Below are 16,167 nucleotides of genomic sequence, written 5' to 3' on the forward strand. Positions count from 1 at the left end.
TCACGCACATACCCTTCGATACGCACAAGCAATTTATGTCCTTTTCATCCAAAAAGATGAAAAAATTGAATCGTCTAAATTTCAACAACTCCAATTATACGTCATGAATCGACGCAATGGTATTACATTTATGTTTCAAAACTTATAGTTAAAAGGTAAAAACAACATTCAAAACCGAAAAACATGTCTTTTTACCCTTATTTTTTAAATAAAATTTAATATAATACGCTTTCATACTATTCAAAAGTCTTTTTCTACATATAAAAACAAAAAAACCTTGTCGATTAGACAAAGGTTTTATTTTTTCTCTGCAAGCCACTTTGCTACTTCTTTTGCTTGCTTCTCATCTACCATTCCGCTTGGCATAGAGCCTTTACCATTCTGTGCAATATCTGCAATTTGGCTTTCATTATATTTCTTCCCTACTTCTTTCAGGCTTGGTCCGCCTCCGCCAGATAGGTCTTTCCCATGACAGCCAATACAGTTTTGCTGATAAATTTCCTCACCACTGCTCACAGTTGAAGCACTTTTGCTGCCTTCTTTTTTACTGTCACTGCTGCTTGAATTTCCTCCACAAGCCGCAAGAACAAGAAGCATCGCTGCAAACAGCATCATTAATCCGCTCTTTTGCATCAATTTCCCTCCCCTACAATCATTTGGTCAACGCTATTATATCCTTGTTTACGCCCTTTTAAAACCCTCACCAAGCACCTCTTTTGCATCCATTACGATGACAAATGCTGATGCATCGATTGCTTTCACCACTTGTTTCAACTTTGTGAATTGTGACTGCCCAACGACACACATCAAAATTGGACGGTCATGGTCAGTATATCCTCCGACTGCTGAGATTTTTGTGACACCACGGTCAATTTGATTAAACACTGCCTGTCTAACTTCATCCTCATACCCTGTAATGATCATCGCCATTTTCGAATGACTGAATCCGGCCTGTACGACATCAATCGTTTTACTTGAAATAAATACACCAATGACAGCGTACAGTCCCTCTTCAATCCCGAAAACAGTCATCGCAGCCAGTACAATTAGGCCATCCATCATCGCTAGACAAGTGCCAAGCGTGAGGCCTGTATATTTATTGATGATTTTGGCAGCGAGTGCCGTTCCACCTGTTGACCCATTTCCAAGGAACACGAGCCCTATTCCGATCCCAATCACTACTCCACCAAAAATGGCTGCTAAGAGCGCTTCATGTGTCACAGGTGCAATATGTCTTGTGACAAACACCATCAAAGGTAAGAAAATAGAGCCAACAAGCGTTTTCACTCCGAATGTACCGCCTAATAAATAAAAACCAGCGATAAACAGCGGAATATTGAGCCCCCACTGCACATATGCCGCCTCAAAGCCGAATGACTGCATAATCGTACTAATACCGCTCACACCACCTGCGGCAATCTGATTCGGTAATAATAACGTATTAAATCCAATCGCCACAATGGCTGATCCAATTAAAATGAACAAGTAATTTTTCGCTTCAATCCATAATTGTGAATGTCCCTGCTTCATGTCTTTCTTCCTCCGTTACTTCTGAATGCACACCTATTTTAAGCCCTCCTATTACGAATGTAAATAACAGCCAAATGCAGTGCTAATGGATTAATACTTTATCACACAAACGGACCAGCGTACTTGTCGTTTGGTATAGGTGCAAATGATGGTATATTTAATATGTACATGAGAAAGAAGGGACATGCGATGAAGAAAATACTGAAGATCACAGGCATTACATTACTTGCACTGATCATTTTGGCTTTTGGTGCTTTCTATACATGGAGCCGCTTTACATACGGACCATCTGCCGCATTAAAAAAGCAAGTAAACATCGAGCAAGTAGAACATAAAAACGACGTATATACATTTGCATCAACAAAAAGCGATACAGGCATCATTCTCTACCCAGGAGCAAAGGTAGAACCACTTTCGTACGCCTATATCGGGAATGAATTGATGAAAAAAGGCTATTCTGTCTTTATCCCTGACATGCCATTTTCGTTTGCAATTTTTCATACAAATAAAGCACAAGATATCATGAAAGATCATCAAACGATCAAACACTGGTATATTGGCGGACATTCACTTGGCGGAACAGCTGCCGCTATGTTTGCAGAAAAAAACCAGCACAAGCTCGACGGTCTTTTTTTCCTTGCATCTTATCCAGCATCAGATGAGCTGGAAGCATCTTCCTTGAATATCCTTTCTATATCAGGTGAAAAGGATGGACTTGCGACACAAGAGAAAATCATGAAGTCGAAAACAAACCTGCCGTCTCAAACCGTTTATCATGAAATAAAAGGCGGGAACCATGCTCAGTTTGGCATGTACGGTAAACAAAAAGGTGATCAGCCAGCGGACATTCCAGCCCTCACACAGCAAAAGGAGATCATTCAGACGATGCTTGAATGGCTAAAACCAGCAAAAAAGCTCCCGTAATGGGAGCTTCATTTTTACTTTTTCGTCGCTTCTAAAAACTCTTCAGCGTCTGCTACAGCGAGGCTAATGGCTTCCTCCCAAAAATCTTTTTGGGTAAGATCGACACCTAAGTGCTTAAAAGCCAAATCTTCTACTGTCATCGAAGCTGTGTCCTTTAATAATGCAATGTACTTTTCTTCAAACGAAGTACCAGCCTGCAAGGCTTTTGCATAAATCCCTAGTGAGAACATGTAGCCAAATGTGTATGGGAAATTATAAAACGGTACACCCGTGATATGGAAATGCAGCTTAGACGCCCAGAAGTGTGGATGGTATTCATCTAATGAGTCGCCAAAGGCTTCTTTCTGCGCTTCTACCATCAGCTCATTCAACCGGTCCGCCGGCACTTCTCCTTTTTTACGCTCTTCATAAAAGCGCTGTTCAAACAAGAAACGAGATTGAATGTTCATGAAAAATGCGACACTACGCTGCAGCTTATCCTCTAACAAGCTGAGGCGCTCCTCTTCATTTGCCGCTTCATTTAAAGAAGCATCAGCCACAATCATTTCTGCGAATGTCGACGCCGTTTCAGCTACATTCATCGCATATTTGCGATTAAGAATGCGAACATCCTGCATCACTTCCTGATGGAACGAATGACCAAGCTCATGCGCAAGTGTTGCCACATTGGATGGACTGCCTGAGAAGGTCATAAAAATGCGTGACTCTCCGCTGTCAGGGAAATTTGTACAAAAACCGCCTACTCGTTTGTTCGGGCGATCCTCAGCTTCTACCCAACGCTCATTAAAGGCCTTTTCTGTAAAAGCAGCAAGCTCTTTTCCAAACCCAGCGAAATGTTTCACAATAAAAGCAGCTGCTTCTTGATACGGATAGATCTTGGTCTCACTGCCAATAGGGGCCCCAACATCAAACCAGCTTAGCTTATCCACTCCAAGCATGTCAGCCTTTCGATGTAAGTAATCAATGAACGGCTGCTTATGTTCATCAATCACAGACCACATAGCATCAAGGGTTTCTTGTTTCATCCGGCAAATATCAAGCGGCTCTTTTAAAATATGATCCCAGCCTCTTGCTTCATATACTTGCAGACGAAAACCTGCCAGATGATTGAGCGTGCTTGCAAATAGATGTTCGTCCTGCGTCCATGCATGCTCTAGGTTATGGTAAACAGCCTTTCTGACTTCACGGTCTGAATCATCCATCGCATTTTCCGCTTGGCCAACAGAGATCATCTGCGTTTCATCATGTTGTTCAAACGGAATCGTAATCTTATTTACCAAGCTAGAATAAAGCTCATCCCACGCATGGTAGCCATCTACGGCTAGCTTTTGAATCAATGTTTCTTGCTCCACAGGCAATTGATCCTTCACGCGCTCTCTGCGTTCATTTAATATGTAGCGAACATCTGAAAAGGCATCTGAATTCATGAGATCTTCCCATTTTCCAGGAGAGATGGCAGCGAGCGCCTGATCAAACAGCGCAAGAATGGTACCTAAATCAGCTTCCAGCTTAGCAATCGTACCTCGAAGACTACCTGCCTTCATATCCTTTGTATTTTGCGATTGAAGACAGGATACAAATGAACCTGCTTGAGACAGTTTTTTAAATGTGGTTTCATACGTGTCAAGAACAGACGTTAACCTATTTTCAATGTGTGTATCTTCTTTTGAAAAGGCATCGACCTTTTGTCGTAATTCATCTAATAGCTGCTCAATGTGTTGCAAGTATGTTTTAAATTCTGGTGAAGAACTGCCTCCTTTAAAAAAGGCATCTAAATCCCACGTCTCTTGTAATCGTGTTAATCCCAAAATATTTCCCCCTTTATTTGCTAATTTCATCATACAAAGGATATAGAGTCAGTATGGCGTATGTATTCCTTTATATTCATTATATTTTCTCACAATAAAAAAAACCCGGCAAGAAGCCGAGTTTTTATGATAATTTCGAACGTAAGTAAGCGTCGATAAATGAATCTAAATCTCCATCCATGACCGCTTGAACATTTCCCATCTCCGTATTGGTTCGATGGTCTTTCACAAGAGAATACGGATGGAATACATAAGAGCGAATTTGGCTTCCCCAGCCAATTTCTTTCTGCTCTCCTCTAATTTCATCCAATTCAGCCTGCTGTTCTTCGATCCGTCTTTGATAAAGTTTCGATTTCAGCATTTTCATCGCACGATCTCTGTTTTTGATTTGTGATCTTTCTGTTTGGCATGTCACCACGACATTGGTTGGAATGTGTGTGATACGAACGGCAGAGTCCGTCGTATTGACGTGCTGTCCACCTGCGCCGCTTGCACGATACGTATCTACTTTGATATCTTCTGTTCGAATATCAATATCAATTTCTTCATTGAACTCAGGCATGACATCACAGGAAACGAAAGACGTATGCCTGCGGCCAGATGAATCAAAAGGAGAAATACGAACCAAACGATGGACGCCTTTTTCAGCTTTTAAGTACCCGTATGCGTTATGCCCTTTGATGAGCAATGTCACAGACTTAATTCCTGCTTCATCACCAGGAAGATAATCGAGTGTTTCAACCTTAAAGCCTCTGCGCTCTGCCCAACGAGTATACATTCTCAGAAGCATAGAACCCCAGTCCTGTGATTCAGTACCGCCTGCGCCTGGATGAAGCTCGAGGATGGCATTGTTTTTATCATATGGTTCACTTAAGAGAAGCTGCAGTTCAAACTCGTTAAATTGCTTGGTTAAATTCTTCAGCTCTTTCTCAAGCTCTACATGAAGCTCCTCGTCATAATCTTCCTTTAATAGGTCATGTGTCATTTGCAGCTCTTCATGAGATTCACTGAGCTCATGGTATGAATTCACATTATCCTTTAGTGCATTGGCTTCATTGATGACGCCTTGTGCCTTTTGCTGATCATTCCAAAAATCAGCCTCTGACATTGTCGCTTCGAGTTCTGCAATTTTGGCTTCTTTTGTTTCGAGGTCAAAGAGACCCCCTAAAATCAGCTAGCCTGCTAGCCATATTTTCAAGCTCTTGTCTAATTTCTACTAATTCCATATCCTTCACCTCATAGATGTATGGGGGCTGACATGAATAGAAAGAGGTTTTCACCTCTTTCTATTACTTATTCTGTCTTCCCATGACAATTTTTATATTTCTTGCCGCTTCCGCAGTGACATGGTGAGTTTCGACCAATGTCTACGACTTTACGTACCGGCTTCTTTTTCACTGTCTTCTCCTCATCACCCTCTTGAGGCTGATGAGCTGTTGTTTGACCTTGAACGACTTCTTCGCGTTCTAAGTTGTTTTGGATTTCTGATTTTAAGACATATTTGGCCACATCATCTTCGATTGAAGCGACCATATGCTCAAACATCGCAAATCCTTCCATTTGATACTCACGAAGCGGATTTGTTTGTGCATACGCACGTAAATGAATCCCTTGACGCAGTTGATCCATTGCATCGATATGATCCATCCACTTTGAATCCACCGCACGAAGAACGATGACTTTTTCAAATTCTCGCATTTGTTCATCGCCATATGTTTCTTCTTTTGCATCGTATTTTTCTTTAATACGATCCATAATGAAGGAGGTGATTTCATCTGCTTCTTTACCGTAAATGTCCTTAACCGAAATGGCTCCTTCATCTAAATAGTTCGTGTTGATTAATTCAACAAGCCCATCTAGTTTCCATTCTTCAGGAAGCTCTTCTTTCGGCGTATAAGAACCAACAGCGCGCTCAATTGAAGACTGAATCATATTGATCACAATCGATTTTAAGTTATCAGAATCAATGACTTCAAAACGCTGCTTGTAAATCACTTCACGCTGCTGACGAAGTACATCGTCATATTGCAGAAGCTGTTTACGTGAATCAAAGTTGTTCCCCTCAACGCGTTTTTGAGATGATTCAACGGCTTTAGATACCATTTTACTTTGGATAGGTGTAGTGTCATCCATGCCAAAGCGGTCAAGCATTGCCATCGTGCGCTCTGCACCAAATCGGCGCATCAATTCATCTTCCATAGAAAGATAGAATTGGGTAATCCCTGGGTCTCCTTGACGACCAGAACGTCCGCGCAGCTGGTTATCAATACGTCGTGATTCATGACGCTCTGTCCCAATTACAGCTAGACCGCCAAGCTCTTTGACGCCTTCGCCAAGCTTGATGTCCGTACCACGTCCTGCCATGTTGGTTGCAATGGTGACAGCACCCTTTTGACCAGCCTCTTCAATAATTTGTGCCTCACGCTCATGGTTTTTCGCATTTAACACTTGATGAGGAATCCCTTTATTTTTAAGCAGCTTAGAAATAAGCTCAGACGTCTCAACCGCTACTGTTCCGACAAGCACTGGCTGCCCTGTCATATAGCGCTGCGCAACATCTTCAGCCACTGCTTTAAATTTACCCTCCATTGTGCGGTAAATTAAATCAGGTCTGTCATCACGAACCACTGGTTGATTGGTCGGGATTGTCACAACCTGCATGTTGTAAATGTTACGGAATTCTTCTTCTTCCGTTTTCGCTGTACCGGTCATACCAGAAAGCTTTTCATACATGCGGAAGTAGTTCTGGAACGTAATCGTTGCAAGGGTCATACTTTCGTTCTGCACTTCGAGACCTTCTTTTGCCTCAATGGCTTGATGCAGACCTTCACTATAACGGCGTCCTTTCATGAGACGTCCTGTGAAAGAGTCAACAATAACGACTTGACCTTCTTCAACGACATAATCCACATCTTTTTGCATCGCAACATGTGCCTTTAGCGCCTGGGCGATGTGATGGTTCAGTGCGACATGTTTAACATCGAATAAGTTTTCGATGCCGAATGCTTTTTCTGCTTTCGTCATTCCGCTTTCTGTCAGCTGAACACTTTTTGTTTTAATATCGTATGTGAAATCATCTTCTATTTTTAGTGTACGAACAAATGCATTCGCTTGTACGTAAAGCTTTGTAGACTTCGCAGCTTGTCCAGAAATAATAAGAGGTGTTCTCGCTTCATCAATTAAGATGGAGTCAACCTCATCAATCACGGCATAATGAAGCGGTCTTTGAACCATTTGCTCTTTGTAAAGCACCATGTTATCCCGTAAATAGTCAAAGCCAAGTTCATTGTTAGTGGAATACGTAATATCAGCGGCATACGCTTCTCTTTTTTCATCTTTGTCTAAGCTGTTTAAGTTTAAGCCAACCGTTAAGCCAAGAAATTCAAAAATCTTGCCCATTTCCTCTGCATCACGACTTGCCAAATATTCGTTGACTGTCACAATGTGGACGCCTTTTCCAGAAAGAGCATTTAAATAAACAGGCATTGTTGAAGTCAATGTTTTACCTTCACCTGTTTTCATCTCAGAGATGTTGCCTTCATGAAGCGCGATCCCCCCCATGAGCTGCACCTTAAATGGGAACATTCCTGTCACGCGGCGCGATGCCTCGCGAACCGTTGCAAATGCTTCAACCAACAGGTCATCCACGGATTGTCCTTTTTCAAGTTTTTCTTTAAATTCGATCGTTTTATTTCGTAAAGCCTCGTCAGATAATTTCTCGAAATCTTGAGCGAGAGCTTCAATTTCATTTGCTTTTTTTTCATATTTGCTGATCGTACGTTTCGTAGGATCAAACACTTTGTTTAAGATTCCAAGCATATAATAACGCTCCTCTATTTCATGCAATTTTTCGGCATGTCCAAAAGATTGACAGGTCCATATTTACCTGCATTTATCATACCATACCTTCCTTCATTTCCAAAGAATTTGCAATGATTTCGCACAAAAAACCCGCCCCTCATGGAGGGAACGGGTTTACTTTTTTTAGGTTATTTTTAGATCAGATTAAGCGTTTGGCTCAATGAGTCCATATTTTCCATCATTTCGGCGATAGACCACATTGGTCAAATTTGTCTCAGCATTTGTGAAGACGAAGAAACTATGACCTAACATGTTCATTTGAAGAATGGCCTCTTCGCTATCCATCGGTTTTAAATTGAAACGTTTTTGTCTGACGATTTCTGTTTCATCAATTTCTTCGTCATCTTGAACAGCTACATCAGCCGTCCCATTTCCTCCAGCAAATAAGTGCTTTTTGGCACCTTGCTCGCGGAATTTACGGTTTACTTTTGTTTTGTGCTTACGAATTTGACGTTCTAATTTACTGGCTGCTAGGTCTACTGCATTGTACATATCTTCATTATGCACCTCAGCTCGAAGTGCTAGATCAGTCATTGGAATGGTAACCTCAACTTTAGATTCTTGATCATTGTAAAACTTCAAGTTCACGTTGACTGAAGCATCTACGTCTGTCTCAAAATAACGCTCCAGCTTTCCAATTTTTTTCTCGACATGATCTCTTAGTGCAGGTGTTACATCGATGTTTTCTCCTCTGACATTGTAATTCATGTAAAGAACGCCTCCTTTAAAATTAAGGATATGTAAACCTATTTCTACTTTTCCCTCCTTTTCTCCTGCTCAAACGTAAAAAAAATGTGAATATTTATTGAAATTTGTCGAATTTTGCGGTGCTTCAACTGTTGCTTGATAGGTGATGAATATATATTCGGCTCATTCTTGAAAAAGACCAGCACACATTTAAATGGTGAAAGATGATATTGATGTTTTCAGTGATTGAGATAAGGTTTTTAAGTCTTCTGCCGCTGCTTTCATTTCTTCATTAGCTGCCAATGATTCTTCAACAGCCGCAGACATGTACTCCGTCTCTTCTGAATTGCGTTTGGCTCCTTCTTCAATGACCCCAACCGTCTGAGATATTTCCTCTGTACTAGCTGAAATCTCCTCTGCAGTGGCTGAAAGTTCCTCTGCTTTCATCGAAATATCACGAATAGATTCCAGGATTTCATGAAAACTCTGTTCTGACAATTGCGATACTTTCACACCTTCTGCTACATCCTGCTCAACCTTTGTCATCGTATGTGATGATTTTTCAGTATCTTTGTTCACGTTCGCGAGCAATTGGCTAATTTGATCTGTCAGCTGACTAGATTCTTCCGCCAGTTTCCTCACTTCATCTGCTACTACCGCAAAGCCTCTCCCATTCTCTCCCGCTCTTGCCGCTTCAATAGCAGCATTTAAAGCAAGCAAATTCGTTTGATCAGCGATTGCATGGATATGACCTAACAAATCTTCAATGCCAGTAAACTGGGCTTGTACATGAGCCATTGTGGAATGGTGCTCGTTCACAGACGCTTTGATAGAGCTCATTTGTTTTACGAATTGCTGAATAAGTGCTGCACCCTCTTCAGCCTTTTCAGTCACTGAAATTGAGTGACCCGAAACATCGGATGTGTGCTCAGCTGCATTTTGCATACCAGTCGAGACTTCTTGAATGGCAGACGCTACTTTTCCGACCGCCTCTGATTGTTCACGTGAAGCTTCACTAACCTGTTCAATCGAGCTAGATGTCTGCTCACTGGCCGATATGGTTTGATGAATCGTTTCCTCAAACTGAGCAGCAGAATCAGCTAATTGTCTTGATCCTTGTTGCACCTGTAAAATGAGCTGACGCAAATGCTTTGTCATTTGATTAAAAGCAGTACCAAGCTGCCCAATCTCATTTTTAGAGGTCACTTCAATCTCTTCAAGTGTAAGGTCACCATCTGCCATCCTTCTTGCAGCATTTGTGACAGACACAATCGGCTTTGTCATACGATAAACGAATCTTGTCCCAATCAACAAAAAGCCAACAATAATGACCGCACTAACTAGAATGAGAGTGAATAGTAATTGATTACTGTCTTGGTTGAGCTGATTGATTTTTTGGTCACGCTGCTTTAACTGGGTTTGAGCAAATTCTTTTGTAAAGGTATGTATTTCTTGTTCGATAGGTTGTAATTCTTGATTGAGGCGTGTGTTGAATTCTTTTTGATTTTGCATATTCAATGAATTAAATAGTCGGTTCGTTGAGGTGTAGTAGAGATAATTCTTTTCTGAAATTTGATCTAATAGATTTTTTGCTTGTTTGACAGTGCTCATGTTTGCAGCTTCCGTTGTTTTCTTATTAATCTCTTCATATGTTTGCTCAATTTTCTGTAAATTTTCAGCATCTTGCACGACAACATAGGTTTTGATTTGTGCTTCCTGTTTTTGCAAAAGCGCCTCTAATTCCAGTGAGGTCTGATAAAGCTTCACTTCTTTATTGAGAAGCGTCTTGTAGGATTGATCTGTTTTGTAATAGATAAAGCTTGAGAATCCTAAAATACTGACAAACAATACACATATGACAATAAGCCCAAATAAAAATTGATTTTTTAGTCTCATAATTTCCTCCGAAAGTCTGAATTGAACAAAAATTAATGAATGACATACGGCCTCATACAGGCATGTATTTCATCCATCCACTTTCTATATTCAGGTATAAAATATGATGTAAGGAATGATTGGAAGTGTATTGAAGGGAATGTATAGAAAGCTAGTATATCAAAACTTAAAAAAATTTGATCAAACGAACGAATCGTTTTGGCAAAGTGCTCATTTTCTATAATTGAAAGCAGAAGGGGATGAGTTGTCTCTAAATGAAAGAAGGCATGGATCAGATCATTAAAGATCCGATCCCCTTCAGTTTTAGCAAAATCCTTCTCAATTTCATCTAAATATTTTAGACTCTCTTCTATCGTAAATAGAAGTTCATAATATGTGGTTAATAAAATATAGTCATCTGAACGATACGCCACAGGTCTCACCTAATTATTTCCGTTTATCGTAATATACGCCGTCACTCGTCATAGGCTGGTATGGATTTTGATAATTCAGCTGTTTCGTTTTCTTTTTTTGAATGGCTTGAATATCTGCTTTGATCCCATTTTGGATCACAGTTAATTGCTTTGCCATCTGTTGATCTGTTTGGATAATTTCTTTGATTTTTTCTTTTTCTTGATCTGTCAGCTCATGCTGAATCTCTCTCATTAATTCGTCTCTCTCAATTAAAAAGGCATCAAAGTCTTCAACTAAGGTGTCACTTTGCGGATTTGACGTTATTTCGGCTGCCATTTTTAATGTTTGGTCATGCAGCTGGTCCACAATACTCATAGAGATCCTCCAATAGAGTGGTGGCGCCCTTTTCGATCGGTTTGAATAACTTCCTTCCACGCATCACGAAAATCAGTTACGTATTGCTCTACTTCATTCAACATCTCTTCGTCATTTTGAAGATTGGCTTCAATCAGTCTGCGATAAATGTAATCATACATACTTGCCATACTCTTTGATACGTCATAAGAACGATTTAAGGTGACATTTAATTCTTGAATGATGTTTTGAGCCTTCTTCAGGTTCACATTTCTCGTTTCTGCATCCTCTTTTTGAATGGCATACTTCGCTAATCTAATGAACTTTAAGCAGCCTTCATAAAGCATAAGCGTCAACTCGGCAGGTGTTGCTGTCTCAATAGAATTTTTCTGATAGGCGGCATAAGGGTTCTGAATTGCCATATGTTATAAACCTCCAATTATTGTCCAAGCAGTTGAGAAAGATAGCCAGATTGGTTGTTTAGCTTTTGAATCGCGCTATCCATGGCGTTAAACTTTTTGTAGTAACGGGCTTCAACAAGTTTCAAACGGTCTTGGAATGTATCCATTCGTTTTGTTAAAGAATCAAGGTCCTTACCCAGTCCGTATTCCTTTAATTCCATTGTTGTGCTACCAGCCTTTTTTTGAATACTTTTCGAAAGTTCTGATAAGGAATTTTTGACACGATAGATGATTCCTTGTTCTTTATATTGCTGTTGCGCTTTGTCTTTATCTTTTGAATCCACGTTTAATGAACCTGAGATAAACATTTGACTGACCTTCTCTGGGTCTTCTTCAATGGCTTTTCTTAATTTCTCTACACCATTAATATCCTTACTAAATTCCAGCTTTCCGCCATCTTTATACTTGGATGATGTCGTAATACCGATTTGTGTGAGGTGAATTTTATTCGCATCACTAGTCGTAATATCTGCATAAAAATCACTTCTTATTTTAGAAGCACCAGCTCGTAAAATGGAATCACTTCTCAGCAAGCCAGACTTCGCGGTCGTTTCCCATAGCTCCACTTCTTTTTCAGACATCGCTTTTTTCTCTTCAGCCGTTAATGGATGATAGTCTCTGTTTTTCTTTTCATTGACTTTACCATTAATCTGCTCAACGAGCTCATTGTATTTATCAACAAATTGTTTAATTTTATCAAAGATTGCATCCACATCTGTCGAAACATTTAAGCTGACAGGCTTATCGGTTGTCCCTTTAAGCTCGTACGTAATACCAGCTTGCTCAAAGGTATTGCTGTTATTTTCCATTTTCAGACCATTAATCTCGTATTGTGCTTTTTGCCCTTGAGTGGTCGCAACTAATTTGTTATCTCCATCCACTTGGAAGCCTAATTGAGTGAAGAATGAAGCTGAATTACCATCAGCTGCTTTAATACTGACACCTTCCCCCGTTGTCCGAGAAGTAAGAGCGATCGTATCGACATAGTTAGATCCGTCAAAGATCTGTCCTTTGTAAGCTGTCACACCTAATTGTGAGTTGTTCAGTTTTTTCACGATGTCATCAATTGTATCGGTATCAGTAGTATTGATCGTCACCGTTTTCGGTTTTGTCGAATCTGGTGTCGTCACCTCGAATGTAAACGTGCCATTTGCAGGTGTAAAACCAGAAGTACCAGACGATTTGAAGACAGAAGCTGTCGCTAGTTGGGTAACATTGATTGAGCCAGAGGCAGCATTTGTTGATCCAGTTGCTGTGACAGCAGATTCATTAGAGCTTGTCACTTTTTTTGCTCCATATGTACTTGGACGCGTTAAGTTTAAGCTGTTGATTAAATCATCTAATTCTTTGACTTTTGAGGTAACCTCACGATAACTGTCTCTTTGCCATTCAAGTGTTTGTTTCTGGCGTGTCATTTTATCAAGTGGTGCTTGTTCTGTTTTCATGAGTTTTGATACGATTTCATCAATATCAAACACATTCGAAAATCCCGTAATTCGATTAACCATTGTTTATGTTCTCCCTTCAATTACATTCTTTTATCTACAAATAAACCGACAATTTCTGTCATCGCCGCATAGAAATCAAGCCATTCCTTGGAAGGAATCTCTCTAATGACTTCTTCTGTTTGGTTATCTACGACTTTGACATAATATTCATTGAGTTTTTCATGTAATTCAAATTGCAGATGAAATTGAGTGGGTTCAATTAGCTTGTTTGCTCCTTGAAGCGTTTTTTCAATTTCTTCTTTTGAAACGACCTTGCCATTTGCTTGTGAATCAGAGTTTACATTGTCATTCTGATTATTAGAAACACGGGTTTGAAATGCATCAATAATTGGCTCTAGCGATGTCAATTTACCAACAGACATAGTTATTCAGCTCCTGTGCTTTAATCTATCTTTTATATCGGCTTTGAATTTGCAAATTAAATATAGATGGACCGATTTGTTAAAGTTTCCTATAGATCATGAACATCTGTATTGATACGCTTTCACACGGAGAAGGACAACTGAATGCGATAAAAAAATCCTCACTTTTTTTGTGAGGATAATTGAGAGAGGAGATCTAAAGATAAACTCGCAGCACGACTGTTCTCTTCTTGAATAGACAGGTACACTTCTTTCCTGTGAATATCAATGTGCTTAGGAGCTTGAATCCCGATTTTCACTTGATCACCTTCGATTGAAATAATCTTAACTTCAATATCATCGCCTATTTGAATCGACTGGTTTAATTTACGAGATAGAACTAACATGAGGATGCCACCTCTAACAAATGTTTTGTATGATAGGCTGAATCATGCAAAATCACCTGCTTGGCTTTCATGTTTTTGCGGTTCACAATAATAGGCGCTCTTAAATTGGCTGTCGTTTTTTCAATAGAAGATTCCATTGTTAAGATCACCATGACTTCCACTTCATTCGCATCTTCTACTTCTAGAATATCTACGACCGTTTCGTCTAGATCGAATTCATATTGATTGAAAAATAAAAACGGACTGCTGACAATAAAGCCTAACTCTGCGTTTTTCAATGATTGAAGAACTAAAAATGGAGACTCGTCTGATAAAGGTAAAATGACAAACTGTTTTTGATCCAGAAATCCTGGTATTCCATTAGAGAAGTTGATAATTTGTTCCTCTTTGATTGTCACTTCACCATGGTATTTTGTTTGAATGATCATAATTCACGACCTTTTTCTTTTTCTTAACTATACCTTATCACCATTTTGGCCCGTTTCGTCAACTTCTATTTTCAAATCTGGATATTGTAACATATCAATATTGACCTTACCTGGCTGGTAGTTAACGATTGGTTTATGAGGCGTTGCCTCTATGATAGCTTTTTGAGGCTCCACATCAATTTGAAGCTCAGATGGCTGATAGTGAATTTTCACACTAAAGAATGAAGGGATCACACCAATGGTGAATTGTTTGGCTGGAGGAGCGCCATTGATTTTGGCAAACTCAGCAATTGCATTCCCACCATTCTCAATCTTGATGAGCTCACTACCTTCTTCCGCTCTTCTGCCCATTCCTTCTCCAACAGCACGTTTCCCCTCAGCTGCCCATTCCTCAGAACGTCTAAAAATCGACTTGATATCCATATCGGCAAATGCCTCGGTTTGATCTATAGTTAATTTTGACGGTGTCCTTTTGATATTCATAACAGCTTTGGGCTGCTGAATTTCAAGGTCCGCTCTGGGCTGCTCCACTTCTTGCCGGGATGGAGTTGTCGACATTTGCAGCTTTGCATAGGTTTGTTGCATTAACAATCTAGGGATTTGCATATTGGTACACCTCCATGATGCAAAAAAGCACCCAACGGATGCTTTTTATTATCTTAAGAAATCGACTAGGGATGGCTGAATAACTTTAGCCGTCGTTGCTAAAGCTGCTCTATTCACAGTCTCTTGTTGAAGAAGATCAAGAATCGCTTTTTCACTTTCTACATCTTCATTATCGGATTTAGCATCTTTCAGCACTTGGAATTGTGAAGTCAAACGGCTGCCTACTAAGTCAACACGATTTGAACGGGCTCCTAAGTCCGAGCGCTCAGCACTCATCACTTCTTTAAACTGATCGATACTTCCTAACGCATCATCAGAATTTGCGAACGTTCCATTTTTCAATGAGTTTTCTAAATCCGTCAGCATTTCAATGACATTTTGACCGCTGGCAGACTGTCCACCAAACGCTGAAATTGGATTTGAGTTCACATTTAAAGTGATACCATCAGAAATGTTCGACTTAACAGAATTTGCATCTGTATAGTTTTCAAAGTTAAACGTAAACGTACCATCTGCGTTCTCAACAACTGGTTTGACATTTGTATTCGTACCATTAAATACGAATTTACCTAACATCTGAGTGTTCATCGCGTCAATGATTTGTTTCTTCATCTGACCAATTTCTACTCCGATAGCTGCTAAATCTTCTGGCTGCTTTGTTCCATTAGCCGCATCAAGCACTTTATCTCGTACATTTGACATAATATCAATGATTTCAGTGACACTTGTTTCAGATGTATCAATCCAGTTCTGTGCTTCATTTAAGTTTTTTTGATATTGTTCATTTCGAAACATTGCTGTGCTATATTGAAGGCTTTTTACTGCTGCAACAGGATCATCAGACGTTTTTGTGAAACGTCTCCCTGTTTGTGCCTGCTCATTTATTTTAGAAAGTTTTTCATAACTTTTACTAATATTACGAAGTGAGTTTTGAGAAATCATACCTTGTGTGACTCGCATCAG

Annotated in this window: 17 protein-coding genes; 1 reads left to right on the forward strand and 16 read right to left on the reverse strand. The window is 39.9% G+C overall.

From position 1 onward, the window contains the following. Positions 1-297: 297 nt before the first annotated feature. Both cccB and ACQYAC_RS10385 read right to left on the reverse strand, forming a co-directional pair. Positions 298-633 carry a cytochrome c551 gene (gene cccB, locus ACQYAC_RS10380; protein ID WP_058013575.1) on the reverse strand — a complete coding sequence of 112 codons (336 nt, stop codon included), beginning with the start codon at positions 631-633 and terminating at the stop codon, positions 298-300. A 48-nt stretch (positions 634-681) separates the two neighbouring features. Next, complete coding sequence (locus ACQYAC_RS10385) at positions 682-1,530, reverse strand: YitT family protein (RefSeq protein WP_429943244.1); 849 nt, start codon at positions 1,528-1,530, stop codon at positions 682-684. 189 nt (positions 1,531-1,719) lie between these two features. Between ACQYAC_RS10385 and ACQYAC_RS10390 the strand changes: the two genes are divergently transcribed. Next, complete coding sequence (locus tag ACQYAC_RS10390; protein ID WP_429943245.1) at positions 1,720-2,454, forward strand: alpha/beta fold hydrolase; 735 nt, start codon at positions 1,720-1,722, stop codon at positions 2,452-2,454. A gap of 14 nt (positions 2,455-2,468) precedes the next feature. On the opposite strand, the gene ACQYAC_RS10395 is transcribed toward ACQYAC_RS10390, so the two are convergent. The 14 genes from ACQYAC_RS10395 to flgL all read right to left on the reverse strand — a co-directional run bounded on the left by ACQYAC_RS10395 (position 2,469) and on the right by flgL (position 16,164). Continuing rightward, positions 2,469-4,262, reverse strand: coding sequence for a M3 family oligoendopeptidase (locus ACQYAC_RS10395; protein WP_429943246.1), 1,794 nt, complete (start codon positions 4,260-4,262; stop codon positions 2,469-2,471). 124 nt (positions 4,263-4,386) lie between these two features. Further along, positions 4,387-5,488, reverse strand: a protein-coding gene (gene prfB / locus ACQYAC_RS10400) for a peptide chain release factor 2 (protein ID WP_126741946.1) whose coding sequence is annotated in 2 segments (ribosomal slippage) — positions 4,387-5,415 and positions 5,417-5,488 — 1,101 coding nt in all. Because the reading frame shifts where the segments join, the coding sequence is not laid out codon by codon here. A gap of 67 nt (positions 5,489-5,555) precedes the next feature. After that, a complete protein-coding gene (secA, locus tag ACQYAC_RS10405) occupies positions 5,556-8,081 on the reverse strand; it encodes a preprotein translocase subunit SecA (protein WP_012011417.1) in 2,526 nt (841 codons plus the stop codon). Positions 8,082-8,267: 186 nt separating this feature from the next. Then, positions 8,268-8,831 (reverse strand): ribosome hibernation-promoting factor, HPF/YfiA family, encoded by a 564-nt coding sequence (gene hpf / locus ACQYAC_RS10410; RefSeq protein WP_003213481.1) that lies wholly within the window; start codon positions 8,829-8,831, stop codon positions 8,268-8,270. Positions 8,832-9,020: 189 nt separating this feature from the next. Further along, entirely contained in the window at positions 9,021-10,706 is a 1,686-nt protein-coding gene (locus ACQYAC_RS10415) for a methyl-accepting chemotaxis protein (protein WP_429943247.1), read from the reverse strand. A gap of 32 nt (positions 10,707-10,738) precedes the next feature. Continuing rightward, the gene (locus ACQYAC_RS10420) at positions 10,739-11,119 is read right to left on the reverse strand and encodes a hypothetical protein (protein ID WP_058013569.1); all 381 of its coding nucleotides are present in this window, start codon (positions 11,117-11,119) and stop codon (positions 10,739-10,741) included. A gap of 13 nt (positions 11,120-11,132) precedes the next feature. Continuing rightward, a complete protein-coding gene (gene fliT, locus ACQYAC_RS10425; protein ID WP_058013568.1) occupies positions 11,133-11,474 on the reverse strand; it encodes a flagella biosynthesis regulatory protein FliT in 342 nt (113 codons plus the stop codon). Then, complete coding sequence (gene fliS / locus ACQYAC_RS10430; RefSeq protein ID WP_058013567.1) at positions 11,471-11,875, reverse strand: flagellar export chaperone FliS; 405 nt, start codon at positions 11,873-11,875, stop codon at positions 11,471-11,473. Before fliS ends, fliT begins: the two co-directional genes overlap by 4 nt. A gap of 17 nt (positions 11,876-11,892) precedes the next feature. Continuing rightward, a complete protein-coding gene (locus ACQYAC_RS10435; RefSeq protein ID WP_058013566.1) occupies positions 11,893-13,422 on the reverse strand; it encodes a flagellar hook-associated protein 2 in 1,530 nt (509 codons plus the stop codon). 20 nt (positions 13,423-13,442) lie between these two features. Then, positions 13,443-13,784, reverse strand: a complete 342-nt coding sequence (gene flaG, locus ACQYAC_RS10440; RefSeq protein WP_106066163.1) for a flagellar protein FlaG — start codon at positions 13,782-13,784, stop codon at positions 13,443-13,445. A 161-nt stretch (positions 13,785-13,945) separates the two neighbouring features. After that, a complete protein-coding gene (csrA, locus tag ACQYAC_RS10445; RefSeq protein WP_429943248.1) occupies positions 13,946-14,170 on the reverse strand; it encodes a carbon storage regulator CsrA in 225 nt (74 codons plus the stop codon). Continuing rightward, positions 14,164-14,598, reverse strand: a complete 435-nt coding sequence (gene fliW, locus ACQYAC_RS10450; protein WP_058013563.1) for a flagellar assembly protein FliW — start codon at positions 14,596-14,598, stop codon at positions 14,164-14,166. The genes csrA and fliW overlap by 7 nt, the downstream gene beginning before the upstream one ends. Positions 14,599-14,625: 27 nt before the next feature. Next, positions 14,626-15,204 (reverse strand): DUF6470 family protein, encoded by a 579-nt coding sequence (locus tag ACQYAC_RS10455; protein WP_012011425.1) that lies wholly within the window; start codon positions 15,202-15,204, stop codon positions 14,626-14,628. 48 nt (positions 15,205-15,252) lie between these two features. Beyond that, the gene (gene flgL, locus ACQYAC_RS10460) at positions 15,253-16,164 is read right to left on the reverse strand and encodes a flagellar hook-associated protein FlgL (protein WP_061409756.1); all 912 of its coding nucleotides are present in this window, start codon (positions 16,162-16,164) and stop codon (positions 15,253-15,255) included. Between the last annotated feature and the right edge of the window lie 3 nt (positions 16,165-16,167).

Source organism: Bacillus sp. MM09(2025), from assembly GCF_050496725.1.
Lineage (GTDB): Bacteria > Bacillota > Bacilli > Bacillales > Bacillaceae > Bacillus > Bacillus pumilus.

What these genes read in the sequence shown, in the direction of transcription:
- hpf (WP_003213481.1), bottom strand. Translation starts at nt 8,831, where the DNA reads ATGAATTACAATGTCAGAGGAGAAAACATCGATGTAACACCTGCACTA.
- ACQYAC_RS10415 (WP_429943247.1), bottom strand. Translation starts at nt 10,706, where the DNA reads ATGAGACTAAAAAATCAATTTTTATTTGGGCTTATTGTCATATGTGTA.
- csrA (WP_429943248.1), bottom strand. Translation starts at nt 14,170, where the DNA reads ATGTTAGTTCTATCTCGTAAATTAAACCAGTCGATTCAAATAGGCGAT.
- secA (WP_012011417.1), bottom strand. Translation starts at nt 8,081, where the DNA reads ATGCTTGGAATCTTAAACAAAGTGTTTGATCCTACGAAACGTACGATC.
- fliW (WP_058013563.1), bottom strand. Translation starts at nt 14,598, where the DNA reads ATGATCATTCAAACAAAATACCATGGTGAAGTGACAATCAAAGAGGAA.
- ACQYAC_RS10390 (WP_429943245.1), top strand. Translation starts at nt 1,720, where the DNA reads ATGAAGAAAATACTGAAGATCACAGGCATTACATTACTTGCACTGATC.
- ACQYAC_RS10435 (WP_058013566.1), bottom strand. Translation starts at nt 13,422, where the DNA reads ATGGTTAATCGAATTACGGGATTTTCGAATGTGTTTGATATTGATGAA.
- flgL (WP_061409756.1), bottom strand. Translation starts at nt 16,164, where the DNA reads ATGCGAGTCACACAAGGTATGATTTCTCAAAACTCACTTCGTAATATT.
- ACQYAC_RS10455 (WP_012011425.1), bottom strand. Translation starts at nt 15,204, where the DNA reads ATGCAAATCCCTAGATTGTTAATGCAACAAACCTATGCAAAGCTGCAA.
- ACQYAC_RS10385 (WP_429943244.1), bottom strand. Translation starts at nt 1,530, where the DNA reads ATGAAGCAGGGACATTCACAATTATGGATTGAAGCGAAAAATTACTTG.
- cccB (WP_058013575.1), bottom strand. Translation starts at nt 633, where the DNA reads ATGCAAAAGAGCGGATTAATGATGCTGTTTGCAGCGATGCTTCTTGTT.
- fliT (WP_058013568.1), bottom strand. Translation starts at nt 11,474, where the DNA reads ATGAGTATTGTGGACCAGCTGCATGACCAAACATTAAAAATGGCAGCC.
- flaG (WP_106066163.1), bottom strand. Translation starts at nt 13,784, where the DNA reads ATGTCTGTTGGTAAATTGACATCGCTAGAGCCAATTATTGATGCATTT.
- fliS (WP_058013567.1), bottom strand. Translation starts at nt 11,875, where the DNA reads ATGGCAATTCAGAACCCTTATGCCGCCTATCAGAAAAATTCTATTGAG.